Source organism: Sphingobium sp. TCM1, assembly GCF_001650725.1.
Lineage (GTDB): Bacteria > Pseudomonadota > Alphaproteobacteria > Sphingomonadales > Sphingomonadaceae > Sphingobium.
In genome coordinates this window covers 469645-485422 of record NZ_LXVX01000012.1, presented here as the reverse complement: position 1 = coordinate 485422, position 15778 = coordinate 469645, and the positions used below count along the sequence as shown (strand labels likewise).

Below are 15778 nucleotides of genomic sequence, written 5' to 3'. Positions count from 1 at the left end.
GTTCGAAGGCAGTCCCCGATGAAGAAAAGCGTTGCCCTCCTCCTTGCCGTCGGGCTGCTGGCCCAGCCGCTGATCGCGGCCGCGCCGCCCTACACCAGCGAAGCGCCGATCGCCTATATGAAGGATCTGTCGTCCGGGGCGGTGTTGTACGACAAGGGGGGGCAGACCCGGATGCCGCCTGCCTCCATGGCGAAGATGATGACGGCCCATGTCGCGTTCCGCCTGATCCAGAAGGGCGAATTGAAGCTCGACACCAAATTCACCGTCCGCCCGGAGACATGGAAGCAGTGGCATGGGCCGCAGGCGGGATCGACCATGTTCCTCTCGGCTGGAGAGCAGGTTTCGGTGGAAAATCTGCTGCACGGCATCGTCACACTGTCGGGTAACGATGCCTGCGTAGTGCTGGCCGAAGGCATCGCCGGGACCGAGCAGGCCTTCGTCGCGGCGATGAATGAGGAAGCCAAGCGGCTGGGCCTCAAGAACAGCCATTTCGGCACCAGCAACGGCTGGCCGGATGAAGGCGTGACCTATGTCACCGCCGAGGATCTGGCCAAGCTGGCCCAGGCGACGGTCGAGGAGACGCCCGACCTCTACAAGAAATTTTATGCCACCCGGTCCTTCACCTGGGGCAAGACCCTGGGCGGCGCTGACATCGCCCAGGGCAATCGCAACCCGATCCTGGGCAAGATCGCCGGCGCGGACGGCCTCAAGACCGGCCATACTCAGGAAGCCGGATTCGGCTTCACCGGCTCGGCCGAACAGGATGGCCGCCGCCTGGTGATGGTGGTCGCGGGCCTGACCAGCTTCAACGGCCGCATCGCTGAATCGGTGCGCTTCATGGATTGGGGCTTCAAGGCGTGGAAGGCCCAGCCTCTGTTCAAGAAGGGCCAGACCGTCGAGACGGCGGAGGTGCAACTGGGCAGCGCGATGAGTGTGCCGCTGGTCGCACCACAGAATTTGGCCGTCACCCTGCCGCGCACCGCGTCGGCCAATGTGCAGGTGAAGGTCGTCTACACCGGCCCGATCAAGGCGCCGATCGCGAAGGGGCAGCAGATCGCCCAGCTCATCGTCCAGACGCCGGACACGCCGCCGCAGATCATGCCGCTGGTTGCCGGTGAGGAGGTCGCGGAGGCCGGCATCTTCGGTCGCCTGTGGAACGGCCTGAAGTCGCTCTTCGCTTGAACCAAGGGCGGTTCATCACGCTGGAAGGCGGCGAGGGCGCGGGCAAGTCGACACAGCTTCGTGCGCTGGCGGCGGCATTGCGCGCGCGCGGACTGGAAGTGGTCGAGACGCGCGAACCGGGGGGCAGCGAAGGGGCGGAGGCGATCCGCGCGCTGCTGCTGACCGGGGGCGCCGATCGCTGGAGCCCGCGCGCCGAGGCGCTGCTGTTCGCGGCTGCGCGCGCGGACCATGTCGAAAAGACGATCCGCCCGGCGCTGGCGCGGGGCGCCTGGATATTGTCCGACCGCTTCCTGGATTCCAGTCGCGCCTATCAGGGGCAGGGCGACCTTACCGACGCTGACATATTGATGCTGCACCGGATCGGGAGCGCGGGCTTCCTGCCCGACCGCACCTTGCTGCTGACCCTGCCCGAGGCCGAAGCGACCGGCCGGGCCAAGGCGCGCGACGGCGATGCGGCGGACCGAATCGGCGGGCGGGCAAGTGATTTCCATCGCGCCGTGGCCGACGCCTTCACCCGGTTCGCCCGCGAGGAAGGCGAGCGGGTCCGTGCCGTCGACGCGGCTGGTCCGCCCGAGGCCGTGACCGGGCGACTGTTCGACGCGATCGTAGACCTGCTGCCATGACGTCACTTCTGGGCCATGACGCGCAAGCCGATATGCTGATCGCCGCCGCGCGCGGCGGACGGATGCACCATGGCTGGATTTTCGCTGGTCCAAGAGGTGTCGGCAAGGGCAGCTTTGCAAGGGCACTGGCGCTGCGGCTGCTGGCGGACGCCGCCGGGCCGCTGATCGGGGGGGAGGGGTTGTCCGTACCGGAAAATCACCCGATCCGGCGGCTGATCGAAGCGACCGCGCATCCCGATTATGCCGAACTGGCGCCACTGGAGAAGGAAACCGGGACCGCACGCAACATCAGCGTCGATCAGGTGCGGGGGCTGCAAAGGCTGATCCAGTCCGCCCCTTCGCTGTCGAACCGCCGGGTGGTGGTTATCGACAGCGCCGACGATCTGGAGCGGGGCGCGGCCAACGCGCTGCTCAAGACGCTGGAGGAGCCGCCGGCCGACATGCTGTTCCTGCTGGTCAGCCATGCGCCGGGGCGACTGCTGCCCACGATCCGATCGCGGTGCCGCACCCTGCGCTTCGATCCGCTCGATGCGGCGACGATGCGGGCGGTGTTGAAGGCCAGCGACGAAAGGCTGTCACCACAGGAGATCGACGCGCTGGTGCGGGCAGGCGAGGGTTCGCCGGGGCAGGCGCTGCGTTTTGCCGGCCTCAACCTCTCGGAAATCGAACAGACGCTGACGAGTCTCGCGATGCAGGGTGATCCGGGCAATCGTCAAAGGCTGGCGCTGGCCAAGGCGCTGGCGCTCAAATCGGCCAAGCCGCGCTATGAGGCCTTTCTGGAACGTGCGCCTGCCTTCATCGCGCAGGCGGCGCGGACGCGGCACGGGCCCGCGCTCGGCCAGGCGCTCGACCATTGGGAGAAGGCGCGGCATCTGGCGGGCGGCGCGGTGATCCTGTCGCTCGATCCGGCCGCGGTGGTGTTCGAACTGTCCGGGCACGTTGCGGCGCTGGCGCCAAAGGGGGCATAAAGCGGCTTTGCGACGGCGCGAACTGCGGGTAGGGAAGCGCCATGTCCAAGCCCTTCACCATCACCACCGCCATTTCCTATCCTAACGGCCGGCCCCATATCGGCCACGCCTATGAGGTGATCGCGACCGACGCGGTCGCCCGCTTCCAGCGGATGATGGGCCGCGACGTCTTCTTCCAGACCGGCACTGACGAACATGGGCTGAAAATGGCCCAGACGGCGCGTGGACGCGGTATCGAGCCGCGCGAACTTGCGGATGAAATGGCGTCTTATTTCAAGGATATGAACGACAGGCTGAATATCAGCTATGATCGCTTCATCCGCACCAGCGAACCGGATCATCACCGCGCCAGCCAGGCGATCTGGCAGGCGATGGAGGCCAGCGGCGACCTGTATCTCGGCCGCTACGAAGGCTGGTATTCGGTCCGCGACGAAGCTTTTTACGACGAAAAGGAAATTACGGAAGGAGAAGGCGGCGTCAAGCTGTCCCCCCAGGGTACGCCAGTCGAATGGACGGTCGAGGAAAGCTGGTTCTTCCGCCTTTCCGCCTATCAGGACCAACTGCTGGCGCTATACGAAAGCCAGCCTGACTTCATCCAGCCCGACAGCCGCCGCAATGAAATCCTCCGCTTCGTGGAGGGCGGCCTGTCCGACCTCAGCGTCTCGCGGACCAGCTTCGACTGGGGCGTCAAGGTGCCAGGATCGGATGGCCATGTCATGTATGTCTGGGTCGACGCGCTCACCAACTATCTGACCGGCTGCGGTTATCCCGACGATGCATCTCGGATGGCGCGCTATTGGGCTGAGGGCGGCGACATAACGCACATCATCGGCAAGGATATCGTGCGTTTTCATACAGTTTACTGGCCGGCTTTTCTGATGAGCGCGAAGCTGCCGTTGCCAAAGCAGGTATTCGGCCACGGTTTCCTGCTCAACCGCGGCGAAAAAATGTCCAAGTCGCTGGGGAACGTCGCCGATCCGATGGAACTGGCCGACCGTTTCGGCGTGGACCAGTTGCGCTATTTCCTGCTGTCCGAAGTGACCTTCGGCAATGACGGCAGCTATAGCGCGGAAGCGATCGTCCAGCGGGCGAACAGCGACCTCGGCAATGCCTTCGGCAATCTGGCCCAGCGGACCTTGAGCTTCATCGCCAAGAATCTGGACGGTCGCCTGCCTGCGGTCGATGGGCATGACGCCGCCGACCGCGAGCTGTTCGCGCTGCTCGACAAGACGATCCGCACCGACATGCCCGCCGCCTTCGCCGATCTCGCGCCGAGCGTCGCGATCGAGGCTTGGCTGCGCGCCTGTTTCGCCTGCAACCAATATATCGACGCGCAGGCACCGTGGGCGCTGCGCAAGACCGATCCCGAGCGGATGGAGACGGTGCTGGCGACGCTCTATATCGCGATCGCCCAGCTGGCGGTCGCGATCCTGCCGGTCATCCCGGCGAGCGCCGCCGCGTTGCTCGATCATATGGGCGTGCCGGCCGACAAGCGCGGCTATGCGGCGATCGGCGATCACTGGTATTCGCCGCTGGCCGATAGCGATTTCCTGCTTGCCGCCCCCAAGCCGCTCTTCCCACGCCTCGACCTGGCCGAAGCGGACGTCTGACGCCATGTTAATCGACAGCCATTGTCACCTGAATTACAAAGGCTTGATCGAGGATCAGGCCAATGTGCTGGAACGGGCACGTGCGCGCGGCGTCGGGCTGATGCTCAATATCGCCACGCGCGAAAGCGAATGGGACGCGGTGCTCGATACCGCGGTGCGCGAACCGGATGTCTGGGCCACGGTCGGCATCCATCCCCATGAAGCCGACGAGCATCCCCATGTCGACACCGCCAAACTGGTCGCGCGCGCCGCGCATCCCCGCGTCGTCGGTATCGGCGAGACGGGGCTCGACTATTATTACGACCATAGTGACCGCGAACGGCAGCAGAACAGCTTTCGTTCCCACATCGCCGCGTGCCGTGAGACCGGCCTGCCGCTGATCGTCCATACCCGCGACGCGGAGGATGATACGCTCGCCATCATGCGCGACGAGATGGGGAAGGGCGCCTATGGCGGCGTCATCCATTGCTTCACCGCCAGCGGTGCCTTTGCCGACGCGGCGATGGAACTGGGCTTCTACATCAGCATTTCGGGTATCGTGACCTTCAAGAACGCGAAAGATTTGCAGGAAACGGCGGCCCGTCTGCCGATCGACCGGCTGCTGGTGGAAACCGATTCCCCCTTCCTCGCGCCGGTGCCGCATCGCGGCAGGCCGTGCGAGCCTGCCTATGTCGCCGATACCGCCCAATTCCTCGCCACCCTGCGCCGCGAAAGCGTTGAGGAACTGGCGGCCGCGACATCGGCCAATTTCCGCGCCCTCTTCTCGAAGGTCGCATGAGCCTGAAACTCACGATCCTCGGCAGCGGCACGTCGTCGGGGGTTCCCCGGATCGGCAATGACTGGGGCGAGTGCGATCCCGCCGAACCGAAGAACCGGCGGACGCGCGTTTCGATCCTGGTCGAAAGCCCGACGACCCGCCTCCTGGTCGACACCTCGCCTGACCTGCGCGCGCAATTGCTGGCGGCCGATGTCGTTCATATCGACGCGATCCTGTGGACGCACGACCATGCCGACCATAGCCACGGCCTGGATGATGTCCGGCAAATCTACCACCACCGCCGCAGTCCCGTTCCGGGCTATGCGCGGGCACAGACGCTAAAGCTGCTCCAGCGCCGCTTCGCCTATGCCTTCGAAGGCGCGAATGGCTATCATCCCACGATCGACGCCCATGTCCTGCCCGACGGGCTGCGGATCGGCGACATCGACATTGCCTGCGTCGATCAGCCCCATGGCGACATCTGGTCGACCGGCTTTCGTTTCCGTCATGATGGCCACTCCATCGGCTATGCTACTGATTTCCATGCCATGACGCCGGACATGCTGGCGCTGTATGACGGATTGGACATCTGGGTGGTGGATGCGTTGCGGGAAAAGCCTCATCCGACCCACCCCCATCTCGCGCTGACACTGGACGCCATCGCCGCCGCCCGGCCGGGCCGTGCGATCCTGACGCACATGGACCAGAGCATGGATTATGCGACCCTGTGCGGCACCCTCCCCAATGGCGTAGAGCCGGGCTATGATGGCATGGTGGTCGAATTGAACGGGCAGGGGGCTTGATGGACGGCACGGATCAGACGGCATCGATCATCTGGTATGTGCTGGCGATCATGCTGGTCGCATCCTCGCTGATCGGTCGGCGTCTGGCCTGGGGCGGCCTTTTGCGCATGGCGTTGCTCTGGGTCGCGATCTTTGCCGGATTGCTGGGCCTCTTCAAATTCGCCCAGAACCAAGGCTATCTGACCGGGCGATGGGCCGAGCAAGGCGGCGTCGGCGCACCCGGCGAAACCCCATCCGCGCTGCCGCCCGCCCGGACCGAAGGGCAGGCGCTGCGCGTCCCCGTGGCGCCCGATGGCCATTATTGGGTCGAAGGCTCGATCAACGGTACGCCCGCCCGCTTCCTCATCGATAGCGGCGCGACCTTCACCGCCTTGTCCGAAACCACGGCGCGCGCGGCCGGGCTGAACTATGACGTCGGCTCGCCCGGCGTCATCATGTCCACCGCCAACGGCAAGGTGGAGGCGCGGCGCTCCAGCATTGCCACGCTCGCGATCGGGCCGATCCGCGCAGCCGACCTGCCCGTCGTCGTTTCCCCCGCGTTCGGCGACGTCAACGTGATCGGCATGAACATGCTGTCCCGCCTTCGCCAATGGGGCGTGCAGAATGGGGAAATGGTACTGACGCCATGACGTCACCGGCAGGACAGGGTGCTTCGGCCCCGCAAGCCCCGACACAGCGCGAGCGGCTGAAGGCGATCATCGGCGGTTCCACCGGCAATCTGGTGGAATGGTATGACTGGTATGCCTATGCCGCCTTCACCCTCTATTTCGCGCCGCATTTCTTCCCCAGCGAGGATCGCACCGCGCAGTTGCTGAGCGCGGCGGGTATCTTCGCCGTCGGCTTCCTGATGCGGCCGATCGGCGCCTGGCTGATGGGCGTCTATGCCGACCGGCATGGGCGCAAGAGCGGGCTCACCCTGTCGGTGGCGCTGATGTGCGCCGGGTCGCTGCTGATCGGCGTCACGCCCGGTTACGAGACGATCGGAGTCGCCGCGCCGCTGCTGCTGGTGCTGGCGCGGCTGATGCAGGGGCTGTCGATCGGCGGCGAATATGGCGCGAGCGCCACCTATCTGTCGGAAATGGCGGGCAAGAGCCGGCGCGGATTCTATTCCAGCTTCCAGTATGTAACCTTGATCGCTGGCCAGCTGGTTGCGATCTGCGTGTTGTTGCTGCTCCAGGCGACCCTCAGCGAAGCACAACTCGACGCCTGGGGATGGCGGATACCCTTCTTCATCGGCGGGGCGCTGGCGATCGTCGTCTTCTGGCTGCGGCGCGGCCTGTCGGAAACGCAGAGCTTCGCGGTGGCCAAGGCGGAGGGCGCGCCCAGGTCCGGCTTTGTGGAACTCGTCACCCGGCATCCGCGCGAGACGTTGACGGTGATGCTGCTGACGGCGGGCGGGACGATCGCTTTCTACGCCTACAGCATTTACATGCAAAAATTCCTGGTGAACACGAGCGGCCTGAGCCGGGAAACAGCGTCGCAGATCAACGCGGTGACCTTGTTCCTGTTCATGTTGTTGCAGCCGGTGGCCGGCGCGCTGTCCGACCGAATCGGGCGCAAGCCCCTGATGGTCGGCTTTGGCGTTCTTGGAATGTTCCTGACCTATCCGATCTTCGCGACCCTGGCCGAAACCCGCAATCCACTGGTGGCCGGATTGCTGGTGATGGCGGGCCTGGTCATCGTGACGGGCTATACGTCGATCAACGCGGTAGTGAAGGCCGAGCTGTTCCCGGCGCATATCCGCGCGCTGGGCGTGGCGCTGCCATATGCGCTTGCGAACACGCTGTTCGGCGGGACGGCTGAGCTGGTCGCTCTGTGGTTCAAGCAGGCCGGCCATGAAGAGGCATTTTATGTCTATGTCACGGTGATGATCGCGATTTCGCTGACCGTCTATGTGCGGATGCGGGACACGGCGCGGCACAGCATGATCCGGGAGGATTGACGCGCGAAAGCCGACAGCGATCTGGACAGCTGAACGACATTGTACGGCGTGACGGGATTTAACATAATCCTTATTATCGAACTTATATTGCGGGGCTGGTCAGCTCGGCGTTAAGCCCCTATCGCTGCGGCTAGTCTTCATCTCCGCCACGAGTTCATCCCATGTCCAACGCAAGTCCCGCCGACATCATGCCACTCGCCAAGGTCATGGCCAGGCTGCGCGATCCCGACACGGGTTGTCCATGGGACATAGAACAGGATTTCGCGTCGATCGCACCCTACACGATCGAGGAAGCCTATGAGGTCGCCGATGCGATCGAGCGTGAGGATATGGCGGCGCTGCGCGATGAACTGGGCGACCTGCTGCTCCAGGTGGCGTTCCACAGCCGCATGGCCGAACAGGCCGGCCATTTCGCCCTGCAGGATGTGATCGACGCGATCACCCAGAAGATGATCCGGCGCCACCCCCATGTATTCGGCGAGGGCGCGCGCCGTGAGGATGGTCATGCCCAGTGGGAAGTCATCAAGGCTGCCGAGCGCGCCGAGAAGGAGCCGGACCCGAGCGCGCTGGCCGGAGTCGCGATCACCCTGCCCGCGCTGGTGCGGGCGGAAAAGTTGCAGAATCGCGCGGCGCGGACCGGATTCGACTGGCCCGACACGGTCGGCGTGATCGACAAGATCTTCGAGGAACTGGACGAAGTCCGCGAGGCCGAGGACCAGGACGCGCGGGAAGAGGAGATTGGCGACCTGCTCTTCGTCGTGGTCAACCTCGCACGCCATCTCAAGGTCGATCCGGAAGTCGCGCTGCGCAAGGCCAACGGCAAGTTCGATCGCCGCTTCCGGACGATGGAGCAACTGGCGGGCGATGCCTTTGCCGGCCTGTCGCTCGACGACAAGGAAGCCTTGTGGCAACAGGCCAAGCGGCGGGAAAAGACGGAATGATCCGCCGCGTCGCGACGGCGGATCATGACGCCATCTGGGCGATCCTGGAGCCTGTGATCCGTGCGGGCGAGACGCTGGCCATCCCCCGCGACATGAGCCGCGAGGCCACGCTCGCGCTCTGGCTCGCGCCCGACCGGACCGTGCGGGTGTTTGAGGAGGATGGCCGGGTGCTCGGCCTCTTCTACATCCGCGCCAACCAGGCCGGCGGCGGCGGCCATGTAGCCAATGCCGGCTATGTCGTGGCGCAGGACGCAACCGGACGCGGCATCGCGCGACGCATGTGCGCCGCATCCCTCGACCTGGCGCGCGACATGGGTTTTCGCGCGATGCAGTTCAACTTCGTGATCGCGACCAACAGCCGCGCCGTCGCATTGTGGCAGGCCATGGGCTTTGCCATCGTCGGCCGATTGCCCGGCGCATTCCTTCTCCCCGGCGGCGTTTATAGCGACGCTCTCGTCATGTATCGCGACCTCTAGGCCGGCTGCCGAAAAGTCCTTCATTGCAATGCAATTTGACAAGTGCTTGCGATCGCGATAGCTTTTCCTTGTCTGATGGAGGATCATGCTATGCGCTGGACGTCCCTGCTCTCCGCCTTCTGTGTTTTTGTCGTGCCTGCTTACGCGCAGACCAGCGGAAGCATCACGCAATCCCCATTCACGCCGATGGTCCAGCCTGTTACGGGCTACGCGTCCTATGATTTCGCTGGCCCTTCCGCCTCGATACCGGGCCGCGACATGCAAAGGGCGCAGGGGTTCATCGCGAGCGGCAATTTTGCCGAAGCAGACAAGTTGCTCGGTTCGCTGATTGGCAAGACCAGCAGCCGGCAGGTCCGTTTCCTGAAGGGCGTCGCGAAGCTCGGCCTGAACGACGCGGAAGCGGCACGGCGCTATTTTGAACAAAGTCTATATACAGGACGCAATGGGCATCCCGGCGCCATGTCGGGCCTGGCCCTGGCGGAAATCCGCCTGGGTAACAGAGATGCCGCTCGCGACATTCTCCAGAAACTGCGTTACCAGCAGGAAAAGTGCGGTAGCGACTGCGACCGCGCCAAGCCTCTGGACCAGGCAGTGTCGGTCGTTGAAAAGGCGCTGATCTGATACGGAAGAATTCCGGCGGCGGGGACATTGTCTCCGCTGCCGGACGCCCTATCCAGCGGCGCGCGTCCGCCCGTAAATGCTACCCCTGCCCCCGCTTGGTAAAACGGGCGAACGCGGCGTCGGAAAGGCGCACGTCGATGCGCGTTTCCTCATCTTCCATGATGGTCGAGAGCACTTCGCCATGTTCGTGCAACCAGGCAAGCGCCGCGCCGTCGGATACCGGGATGCGCAGGCCATAAACTTTTGCGCCGCGCGTCATGCGGTCGCTGATCGTGCGCTGTAGCGCGTCGACGCCTTCACCCGTCAGCGCCGACAGGATCACGACATCATCCCGTCGCGCGGCCTGTTCACGGATCAGCGCCCCATCCTCCTCGCCCAGCAGGTCGAGCTTGTTCCAGGCTTCGATGATCGGTGGCGCATCCGGCTCGCCTTCCGCCCGCTCCAGCGCCGCCTCCCCGGCAACGCCCAGTTCGCCGAGCACATCCAGCACGTCATCGCGCTGTGCTTCGGTATCGGGATGGGCGATGTCGCGAACATGGACGATAAGGTCGGCCGACAGGACTTCCTCCAGCGTCGCGCGGAAGGCCGCGATCAACTGGGTCGGAAGGTCGGAAACGAACCCCACCGTATCGGACAGGATCGCCTTGTCGAGGCCGGGGAGCGATATCTGGCGCATGGTCGGATCAAGCGTGGCGAATAGCAGGTCTTCCGCCATGACGTCCGCGCCCGTCAGCCGATTGAAGAGCGTCGACTTCCCGGCATTGGTGTAGCCGACCAGCGCGATCACCGGCCAGGGCGCGCGCTGGCGCCGGGCGCGGTGGAGTCCGCGGGTCCGCGTAACCTGGTCCAGTTCACGGCGAATCTTGGCCATGCGGTCTCGGATCATGCGGCGATCCGCCTCGATCTGGGTTTCGCCGGGGCCGCCGAGGAAGCCGAAGCCACCGCGCTGTCGCTCCAGATGGGTCCAGCTGCGCACCAGGCGCCCGGCCTGATAATCGAGATGGGCCAGCTCGACCTGGAGCCGCCCCTCATTGGTGGCGGCGCGCTCGCCGAAGATTTCGAGGATCAGGCCGGTTCGGTCGATGACCTTCGCCTCGCACGCCTTTTCAAGATTGCTCTGCTGTACCGGCGACAGGCTGTTGTCGACGATGACCAGCTCGGCATCTTCCTGCCTGACCAGCGTCGCGATCTGATCGACCTGTCCGCTGCCGAACAAGGTGGCCGGCTTGCGGTCGCGGACGCGAAAAGCCTGGGCCGCGCGCACGTCGATGCCGATGGCAAGCGCGAGTCCGCGCGCCTCCTCCAGCCGCGCATCGCTGTCGCGGCGATCTGCACCATGGGTTTCGGCATGGACGACGACGGCGCGCGCGCCGCGCGCCACCTCGTCATCGGAGTCGCGGTTGAATATGGCCATGGCGGCTTAAAGCACCTCGCCGCGCGCCGGTCCACTGCAACGGAACCGACGCGCGGCGGAAAGGATCAATCGTCCTGTTCGTTCTCGCCGGTCAGGTCGAGCGCGTGGAGCGGCTGGACCGTCGAAATGGCGTGCTTGTAGACGAGCTGCACCATGCCGTCGCGTTCGAGCAACATGCAGAAAAGGTCGAAGGCGGCGATCTCGCCCTGAAGCATGACGCCGTTCACCAGAAACATCGTCACCGGGCTGCCCGATTTGCGGACCGCGGACAGGAAGATTTCCTGCAACAGCTTGGGCTTGCCATTGCTTTCGCTCGATTTACGCAGGTCGGTCAGGTCCATCGACTGGGCCGGCATCACGGTCGAGATTGCGTGCTTATACACCAGCTGCGACTGGCCGTCGCGGCGCAGCAGCACGGAGAAATTGTCGAACCAGGTGATGATGCCCTGCAACTTCACGCCCTTGACCAGAAACATGGTCACCGGGGTCTTGCTCTTGCGCAGGCTGTTCAGGAAAATATCCTGAAGATTGTTCACTTTATCGGCCATGGTCGTCGCCAGTCCTGTATTCTTGGCGGGACGTTACCCGCTCTCGCACCCTTAAGCAGGATGTCTTGCCTGCCCCCGCGCACCGGAGGCGGGGGCAGTTCTACCGCAATTGCGAAGAGGCGTCCATGGTCGAGATATGCCTTGGCCAAATTCCGCCGCGGATCGACCAGACCCGCGCTATTCCTTGCCTTCGGTGATCCCCAGCAGCTTCAATTTTCGGTGCAGCGCCGATCGCTCCATGCCGATGAAAGTGGCCGTGCGCGAGATATTGCCGGAAAAGCGGCGGATCTGGATGCGCAGATATTCGCGCTCGAAACTCTCGCGTGCCTCGCGCAGCGGGGCGCCCATGATGGCGGACTGGCCGATCCCCTCCCCGCCGCCGCCGCTGGTCAGTTCAGGCGGCAGCATGTCCAGCTCGATCCGGCCGATCCGGTCGCCCGGCGCCAGGATCATCGTGCGTTCGATGACATTACGCAGTTGCCGGACATTGCCGGGCCATTCATTGGCCTGGAGCGCGGCCATCGCGTCGCTGGCGATTTCCGGCGGCGGTACGCGTCGGTCAGCGGCGAAGCGGGCGAGATAATGTTCGACCAGCGGCGGAATGTCGTCGCGGCGCTCGGACAAGGGCGGGATGGCGAGCGGGACGACGTTGAGGCGATAGAAGAGATCCTCACGGAAACGTCGTTCCTCGATTTCCGTCGCCAGGTTGAGCGCGGTCGAGGAAATCACCCGCACATCAACTTTGACCTGCCGCTGGCCGCCGACGCGGGTGAAGCTCTGGTCAGTCAGCACGCGCAGGATCTTGCCCTGCGTCGTCAGCGGCATGTCGGCGATTTCGTCGAGATAGAGGGTGCCGCCATGCGACTGCTCCAGGAAGCCGGGGCGCACCAGGCCGCTGGGGTCTTCCAGGCCGAACAGTTCCTCCTCCACCCGATCGGGGTCCATCCGCGCGGCGGCGACAATGATGAAGGGCGAATCCGCGCGGCCGCTCCAGCTGTGGAGCATCCGCGCGGCGACTTCCTTGCCAACGCCGGCGGGGCCGGAGATCAACACGCGACTGCCGGTTCCGGCGACCTTCTTGATCGTGGCGCGAACGCTGTTGATCGCCGCCGACGTGCCGGTCAGCTCGTCATCCTGGCCGAAACGCGCCCGCAGCACCTGGTTCTCCCGCCGCAGCCGCTCCGTCTCCGTTGCGCGGGCGACAAGATGGAGCAGCCGGTCGGCCTCGAACGGCTTTTCGATGAAATCGGCCGCGCCCTTGCGGATGGCGGCGACGGCTGTATCGATATTGCCGTGCCCCGAAATCATCAGCACCGGGATGCTAGGGTCGCGACGCTTGATCTCGTCCAGCAATTCCAGCCCGTCCATCCGCGATCCCTGGAGCCAGACGTCGAGCAGCACGAGCGAAGGGCGGCGCGAATCCAGCGCATCGATCGCGCTGTCGCTGTTGGCGGCGGTGCGGGTGGTGAAGCCTTCGTCTTCCAGGACGCCCGCGACCAGATCGCGAATATCCTCTTCATCGTCCACAATCAGAATATCAAGCGCCATTGGCCGTCACTTTTCCTTTGGGCAGGGTTATCACCTGCCCTTCTTCCAGTTTTTCCAGCGCGCCGGCGGCGAACCGCAGGGTCACGCACGCGCCGCCACCTTCGGCATCGTCGAAGCGGATCTCTCCCAGATGCTCCTCGACAATCTTCTTGACGATCGCCAGGCCAAGACCCGTCCCCTTGGACCGCGTCGTCATATAGGGTTCCAATATTCGTTCGCGTTCGGGCGGCAGGCCGATGCCGTCGTCCCGCACGCTGATCAACAGGTCGTCTCCGTCCCGCATGAGCCGCATCCGGACATGGCCACGCGGCCCTCCTTCGTCCGGAACCGTTTTTGGTTCAATGGCTTCCACTGCATTCTTGACAATATTCGTCAGCGCCTGGCCCAGCTGGCGCCGATCGCAGACCAGGTCCATTTCCTCGGCATCCGCCGAATATTCGAAACGGATGTCGGGGTGCGCCACCTCGTGCAGGAACAGCGCATGACGGGCGATGTCGCCGATCGCCTCGCGCCGGAACACCGGCTTGGGCATCCGCGCGAAGGACGAAAATTCGTCGACGATCCGACGCAGATCGCCCACCTGCCGCACGATCGTGCCGGTCAGGCGGGTGAAGGTCGCCTTGTCGCTCGTGATTTCATCGGCATAACGGCGCTGGAGCCGCTCGGCGGCGAGCTGGATCGGCGTCAGCGGATTCTTGATCTCATGGGCGATGCGGCGCGCAACGTCGGACCATGCGGCGCGGCGCTGGTCGGACAGCTGCTGGGTGATGTCGTCGAAGGTCAGGATATGGCGCGACGCGTCCTGCGCGAGCTTGACGGCCAGCGTGCGCAGATCACCATGGGCGCGCACCTGGACGATGCCAGCCGCTTCCTCGGATTCGACGAACTCCGCCAGTTCGGGCGACACGTCCGCCAGCGGGCGACCGACCGGATCATCCCCCTCCTCGACCAGGATCGCGGCGGCGGAGCTGTTGAGCAGCAGGATCACGCCCTGGAGATCGACCGACAGCACCCCTGCGCTGACGCCCGACAAGATCGCCTCGATGAAGGCGCGGCGTTCGTCCAGCTGGCTGTTGGCCGCGACCAGGGCGCCGGTCTGGGCCTCCAGCCGCTGGGTCATGCGATTGAATGCGGCCGCCAGTGTGCCGATCTCGTCCCGGCTCTGCGGACTGGTGACGCGCGCCGACAGGTCGCCCGCGGTGATGCGCCGCGCCGCCGTCACCAGTTCGTTGACCGGGCGCACCATCCAGTCGGCGACCGCGAGCGCGATGTAGACCGCAATTCCCACCAGCAGCAGCGAACCGACGAACAGGGCGATGTTGAACCGCAACTGGAGCGCGCGTGACTGAGCCGAGAAGATGTCATAATCGGCCAGCACCTTCTGCGCCTGCGTCACATTGCTGAACGAAGAGGTGCCGGCATTGCGGGTGGCGTAGAGATAGATTTTGGAATTGGGATAGAGCAGCGTCACCGCCTCGACCTGGTTGGGGCGGGCCTGGACCACGATATCCTCGCCGGCCGCCAGCCGCTTCACCGCTTCGGGCGAGAGCATTTCCGACGCGGGACGATTTTCCGGATCGACGGTCGCCGCAGTGCGGGCGATGCCGTCCTTGCCGACCTCGATGATCGCGGACCGGTTCAGCTTGCGGGTGACGACCTGGTAGATATAGCCTTCGGCGAAGCGCGGGCTGGAGACTTCCGACTGGTTGAGATAGTCACGCAGGTCACCCGCCATGGTCAGCGTTTCGTCCCGCACTTCGCGCAAATTCTGCTCATAATAGCCGCGCGCCAGGTCACTGGCATTCTGCAACATGCCGCGCGCGCTGTCCGAGAACCAGAATTGCACGCCATATTGAAACAACAGCGAGGCGAAGATCACGACCAGCAGCATCGGCACGCTGGCCACGATCGAAAAGATCGCGACCAGGCGAACGTGCAACTGCCCGTCGCTGCCGATCGCCGACTGGGCCGCACGACGCTTGGCCACGCGTCGCCCGAGAAGAACCAGCAGGGCGATCGCCGGCACCAGATTCGCCACCAGCAGCAACGCCACGATCGGCGGTGTCAGCAATGTGTAGGATTCGCGACTGCCCGACAGGAGATGATAGGTCAGACCTGCCATTCCGAGGAAAAGCGCCAAGGTGACGCCCTCCACCAGCGGCGCCAGGCGGCCCTTGCGCAGGAAGGGCGGCAAGTGCCTCCGCCATGCGGAGGCCCGCCTGCGAAGGGTAGTCGCGCCGGTCATAGTGGCTTTGTTACAACAAGCCCGTGCCCGTTCAAACACAGTATTTGGGACAAGCCATGTCGCTGGTCGATGCAGGTCGTCATTTCGTCCCGATTTGCCA

Annotated in this window: 15 protein-coding genes; 11 read left to right on the top strand and 4 right to left on the bottom strand. The window is 64.6% G+C overall.

The features are described 5' to 3' along the window. Positions 1 to 18: 18 nt before the first annotated feature. From A7Q26_RS11195 to A7Q26_RS11145, 11 genes are all read left to right on the top strand, one after another. Complete coding sequence (locus A7Q26_RS11195; protein WP_066859432.1) at positions 19 to 1182, top strand: D-alanyl-D-alanine carboxypeptidase family protein; 1164 nt, start codon at positions 19 to 21, stop codon at positions 1180 to 1182. Beyond that, entirely contained in the window at positions 1179 to 1805 is a 627-nt protein-coding gene (gene tmk, locus A7Q26_RS11190; RefSeq protein ID WP_066859431.1) for a dTMP kinase, read from the top strand. The genes A7Q26_RS11195 and tmk overlap by 4 nt, the downstream gene beginning before the upstream one ends. Then, positions 1802 to 2773 carry an AAA family ATPase gene (locus A7Q26_RS11185; RefSeq protein ID WP_066859430.1) on the top strand — a complete coding sequence of 324 codons (972 nt, stop codon included), beginning with the start codon at positions 1802 to 1804 and terminating at the stop codon, positions 2771 to 2773. The genes tmk and A7Q26_RS11185 overlap by 4 nt, the downstream gene beginning before the upstream one ends. A 41-nt stretch (positions 2774 to 2814) precedes the next feature. After that, the gene (gene metG / locus A7Q26_RS11180; RefSeq protein ID WP_066859429.1) at positions 2815 to 4383 is read left to right on the top strand and encodes a methionine--tRNA ligase; all 1569 of its coding nucleotides are present in this window, start codon (positions 2815 to 2817) and stop codon (positions 4381 to 4383) included. A gap of 4 nt (positions 4384 to 4387) precedes the next feature. Continuing rightward, complete coding sequence (locus tag A7Q26_RS11175; protein WP_066859428.1) at positions 4388 to 5161, top strand: TatD family hydrolase; 774 nt, start codon at positions 4388 to 4390, stop codon at positions 5159 to 5161. Next, complete coding sequence (locus tag A7Q26_RS11170) at positions 5158 to 5943, top strand: MBL fold metallo-hydrolase (RefSeq protein WP_066859427.1); 786 nt, start codon at positions 5158 to 5160, stop codon at positions 5941 to 5943. The genes A7Q26_RS11175 and A7Q26_RS11170 overlap by 4 nt, the downstream gene beginning before the upstream one ends. Beyond that, on the top strand, positions 5943 to 6572 hold the full coding sequence (locus tag A7Q26_RS11165; RefSeq protein ID WP_066859426.1) for a retropepsin-like aspartic protease family protein: 630 nt from the start codon (positions 5943 to 5945) through the stop codon (positions 6570 to 6572). Before A7Q26_RS11170 ends, A7Q26_RS11165 begins: the two co-directional genes overlap by 1 nt. Next, positions 6569 to 7885 (top strand): MFS transporter, encoded by a 1317-nt coding sequence (locus A7Q26_RS11160; RefSeq protein ID WP_066859425.1) that lies wholly within the window; start codon positions 6569 to 6571, stop codon positions 7883 to 7885. The genes A7Q26_RS11165 and A7Q26_RS11160 overlap by 4 nt, the downstream gene beginning before the upstream one ends. Before the next feature lie 161 nt (positions 7886 to 8046). Then, the gene (gene mazG, locus A7Q26_RS11155; protein ID WP_066859424.1) at positions 8047 to 8826 is read left to right on the top strand and encodes a nucleoside triphosphate pyrophosphohydrolase; all 780 of its coding nucleotides are present in this window, start codon (positions 8047 to 8049) and stop codon (positions 8824 to 8826) included. Continuing rightward, positions 8823 to 9302, top strand: coding sequence for a GNAT family N-acetyltransferase (locus A7Q26_RS11150; RefSeq protein ID WP_198162911.1), 480 nt, complete (start codon positions 8823 to 8825; stop codon positions 9300 to 9302). Before mazG ends, A7Q26_RS11150 begins: the two co-directional genes overlap by 4 nt. A gap of 90 nt (positions 9303 to 9392) precedes the next feature. Continuing rightward, entirely contained in the window at positions 9393 to 9923 is a 531-nt protein-coding gene (locus tag A7Q26_RS11145; protein ID WP_157102531.1) for a tetratricopeptide repeat protein, read from the top strand. A 79-nt stretch (positions 9924 to 10002) separates the two neighbouring features. Here A7Q26_RS11145 and hflX read toward each other — a convergent pair whose 3' ends face one another. From hflX to A7Q26_RS11125, 4 genes are all read right to left on the bottom strand, one after another. Further along, complete coding sequence (gene hflX / locus A7Q26_RS11140) at positions 10003 to 11337, bottom strand: GTPase HflX (RefSeq protein WP_066859422.1); 1335 nt, start codon at positions 11335 to 11337, stop codon at positions 10003 to 10005. Between the two features lie 65 nt (positions 11338 to 11402). Further along, entirely contained in the window at positions 11403 to 11885 is a 483-nt protein-coding gene (gene hfq, locus A7Q26_RS11135) for an RNA chaperone Hfq (protein ID WP_066859421.1), read from the bottom strand. A 177-nt stretch (positions 11886 to 12062) separates the two neighbouring features. Continuing rightward, positions 12063 to 13433: a nitrogen assimilation response regulator NtrX gene (ntrX, locus tag A7Q26_RS11130; protein WP_066859420.1), complete on the bottom strand. Its 1371-nt coding sequence runs from the start codon at positions 13431 to 13433 to the stop codon at positions 12063 to 12065. Further along, positions 13423 to 15678 (bottom strand): sensor histidine kinase, encoded by a 2256-nt coding sequence (locus A7Q26_RS11125; RefSeq protein ID WP_066859419.1) that lies wholly within the window; start codon positions 15676 to 15678, stop codon positions 13423 to 13425. Before A7Q26_RS11125 ends, ntrX begins: the two co-directional genes overlap by 11 nt. Positions 15679 to 15778: the final 100 nt, after the last annotated feature.